Origin of the sequence: Wolbachia endosymbiont of Drosophila tristis (genome assembly GCF_028981745.1) — a bacterium.
GTDB classification, from domain to species: domain Bacteria; phylum Pseudomonadota; class Alphaproteobacteria; order Rickettsiales; family Anaplasmataceae; genus Wolbachia; species Wolbachia pipientis.
This window is the reverse complement of sequence record NZ_JAPQLN010000017.1, coordinates 1-3,587: the sequence shown is the minus strand read 5'-3', so window position 1 is coordinate 3,587 and position 3,587 is coordinate 1. Positions and strand designations below refer to the sequence as shown.

The window sequence follows — 3,587 nt, the reverse complement described above, 5'->3', positions numbered from 1 at the left end:
GAGAACCTGCGGCTGGATCACCTCCTTTCTAAGGAAAAATTCGGAAACCTTACACAATTAAAGTCTTGTTTAGTTTTGAGAGTTTTACTCTCAATACTTTGTTCTTTGAAAACTAGATAATATTATTTTCTGTATTAATTATATTTTAATTATAATTTTAACCGAGAAATAACCACTACGTTATTTGAGTTTTTTAAAATAGTTTAAATCGCAAATACTCAATAACTTACATCACGAAGTGATGCAGGTTAAGTTATTAAGGGCGCATGGTGAATGCCTTGGTACTAGGAGCCGATGAAGGACGGAACTAACACCGATATGCTTCGGGGAGCTGTACGTAAGCTTTGATCCGGAGATTTCCGAATGGGGAAACCCAATCATCTTAGTCGATGGTTGCACGACAGTGAATTCATAGCTGTCGTGCGGTAAACGCGGGGAACTGAAACATCTAAGTACCCGCAGGAGTAGAAAAAAATTTCGATTCCCTAAGTAGCGGCGAGCGAACGGGGAACAGCCCAAACCGACCAGTTTACTGGTCGGGGTTGTAGGACTGAACATTTGAGTTACAAAAGAATCTGATAGTCGAATCAGTTGGGAAGCTGAGCCATAGATGGTGATAGCCCAGTAGACGAAATCAGATTCCCTCAGTTCAGGATCCTGAGTACGGCGACACACGTGAAACGTCGTCGGAAGCCGGGAGGACCATCTCCCAAGGCTAAATACTACCTAGTGACCGATAGTGAACCAGTACCGTGAGGGAAAGGTGAAAAGCACCCCGGAAGGGGAGTGAAATAGTTCCTGCAACCATGTGCCTACAAGCAGTTAGAGCCCATTTAAGGGTGATAGCGTGCCTCTTGTAGAATGAACCGGCGAGTTATAGTTGCATGCAAGGTTAAGCTGAAAAAGCGGAGCCGAAGCGAAAGCGAGTCTGAATAGGGCGTTGAAGTATGTTGCCATAGACCCGAAACCAGGTGATCTATCCATGTCCAGGATGAAAGTGCGGTAATACGCACCGGAGGTCCGAACCCGTGTACGTTGAAAAGTGCTGGGATGAGGTGTGGATAGCGGTGAAATTCCAAACGAACTTGGAGATAGCTGGTTCTCTCCGAAATAGCTTTAGGGTTAGCCTCGGATTTAGAATCATGGAGGTAGAGCCACTGTTTGGACAAGGGGTCCGTCTTGGATTACTAAGTTCAGATAAACTCCGAATACCATTGATTTATATCCGGGAGTCAGACGATGAGTGATAAGATCCATCGTCGAAAGGGGAACAGCCCAGACCACCAGTTAAGGTCCCTAAATATATGCTAAGTGGAAAAGGCGGTGGAGTTGCATAGACAACTAGGATGTTGGCTCAGAAGCAGCCACCATTTAAAGAGTGCGTAATAGCTCACTAGTCGAGTGATTCTGCGCCGAAAATTTACCGGGGCTAAGCATATTACCGAGACTGTGGACGCGACTTTGTCGCGTGATAGGAGAGCGTTCTAAGGGCAACGAAGCTAGACCGTAAGGACTAGTGGAGCGCTTAGAAGTGAGAATGCCGGTATGAGTAGCGAAAAATCAGTGAGAATCTGATTCACCGAATGACTAAGGTTTCCTGGGGAAGGCTCGTCCACCCAGGGTTAGTCGGGACCTAAGTCGAGGCCGAGAGGCGTAGACGATGGATAACAGGTTGAGATTCCTGTACTAGTTATTAACGTTTGAGTGATGGAGGAACGCAGAAGGCTAAGTTGTGCATCCTGATGGATATGGATGTTCAAGTCGTAAGTCAGGTCAAGAGAGAAATGCTTTTGATCGCGTTGACAAGCGACGATGAGGACCGAAATTATAGTAGGGAAGCAACTGATGTCACGCTGCCGAGAAAAGCTTCTAGCGAGTTAATAACTACCCGTACCGCAAACCGACACAGGTAGTCGAGGAGAGTATCCTCAGGTGAGCGAGAGAACTCTCGTTAAGGAACTCGGCAAAATGACCCCGTAACTTCGGAAGAAGGGGTGCTGTCCTAACGGACAGCCGCAGTGAAGAGGCCCAGACGACTGTTTATCAAAAACACAGGTTTCTGCAAAATCGTAAGATGACGTATAGGGGCTGACGCCTGCCCGGTGCTGGAAGGTTAAGTGGAAGAGTTAGCTTCGGCGAAGCTCCGAAATGAAGCCCCAGTAAACGGCGGCCGTAACTATAACGGTCCTAAGGTAGCGAAATTCCTTGTCGGGTAAGTTCCGACCCGCACGAAAGGCGTAACGATCTGGGCACTGTCTCAACGAGAGACTCGGTGAAATTAAGATACCTGTGAAGAAGCAGGTTACCCGCGACAGGACGGAAAGACCCCATGGAGCTTTACTGTAGCTTGATATTGGGTGTTTGCACAGCTTGTACAGGATAGGTAGGAGCCATTGAAACCGGAGCGCTAGCTTCGGCGGAGGCGTCATTGGGATACTACCCTTGCTATGTGAACACTCTAACCCTGAGCACTCAACGTGCTCGGAGACAGTGTCTGGTTGGCAGTTTGACTGGGGCGGTCGCCTCCCAAATAGTAACGGAGGCGCCCAAAGGTTCCCTCAGAATGGTTGGAAATCATTCATAGAGTGTAAAGGCAGAAGGGAGCTTGACTGCGAGACATACAGGTCGAGCAGGGACGAAAGTCGGGCTTAGTGATCCGGTGGTACCATATGGAAGGGCCATCGCTCAACGGATAAAAGCTACCCTGGGGATAACAGGCTTATCTCCCCCAAGAGTTCACATCGACGGGGAGGTTTGGCACCTCGATGTCGGCTCATCGCATCCTGGGGCTGTAGTTGGTCCCAAGGGTTGGGCTGTTCGCCCATTAAAGCGGTACGCGAGCTGGGTTCAGAACGTCGTGAGACAGTTCGGTCCCTATCCGTCGCGGGCGCAGGAAATTTGAGAGGAGCTATCCCTAGTACGAGAGGACCGGGATGGACATACCGCTGGTGTACCAGTTGCGCCGCCAGGCGCACAGCTGGGTAGCTATGTATGGACGAGATAAACGCTGAAAGCATCTAAGTGTGAAACTCGCCTCGAGATGAGATTTCCCATTCCTTTATGGAAGTAAGACCCCTGAAAGATGATCAGGTAGATAGGTTAGAAGTGGAAGCGTAGTGATACGTGAAGCGGACTAATACTAATCGGTCGAGGACTTAACCAAGCAAAAAGAAGTGGAAGTTAATCGGGCAGAGAAGATATTATCTAGTTTTGAGAGAACGAAGTTCTTTCTAAGTGTGGTGGCGAAAGCCTGAAGGATACACCTGTTCCCATGCCGAACACAGAAGTTAAGCTTCAGCACGCCAAGAGTAGTTGGGGGATCGCCCCCTGCAAGGGTAGGACGTTGCCACGCGATTATTCCGGCATAGCTCAGTTGGTAGAGCACCTGACTGTTAATCAGGTTGTCGACGGTTCGAGCCCGCCTGCCGGAGCTATGTCCGAGTGCTAACAACAATTGCCGTTAGCACTTTTAATTTATCGTCATTTTGCCGGCTTAGCTCAGCTGGTAGAGCATCGGTATCGTAAACCGAGGGTCACAGGTTCAAATCCTGCAGCCGGCATAAATCTTGTTTTATTCATTCTTAATG

2 tRNA genes and 2 rRNA genes are annotated in these 3,587 nt (G+C 48.6%); all 4 read left to right on the top strand.

Annotation, left to right across the window (positions count from 1 at the left end):
* The first annotated feature begins 246 nt into the window (after positions 1 to 246).
* Positions 247 to 3,163, top strand: a 23S ribosomal RNA gene (locus tag OZD64_RS00145).
* Between the two features lie 72 nt (positions 3,164 to 3,235).
* Positions 3,236 to 3,352: ribosomal RNA gene (rrf, locus tag OZD64_RS00140) — 5S ribosomal RNA — on the top strand.
* A 6-nt stretch (positions 3,353 to 3,358) separates the two neighbouring features.
* Positions 3,359 to 3,431 (top strand) — tRNA-Asn (locus OZD64_RS00135).
* A 56-nt stretch (positions 3,432 to 3,487) separates the two neighbouring features.
* A tRNA-Thr gene (locus OZD64_RS00130) sits at positions 3,488 to 3,560 on the top strand.
* Positions 3,561 to 3,587 lie beyond the last annotated feature (27 nt).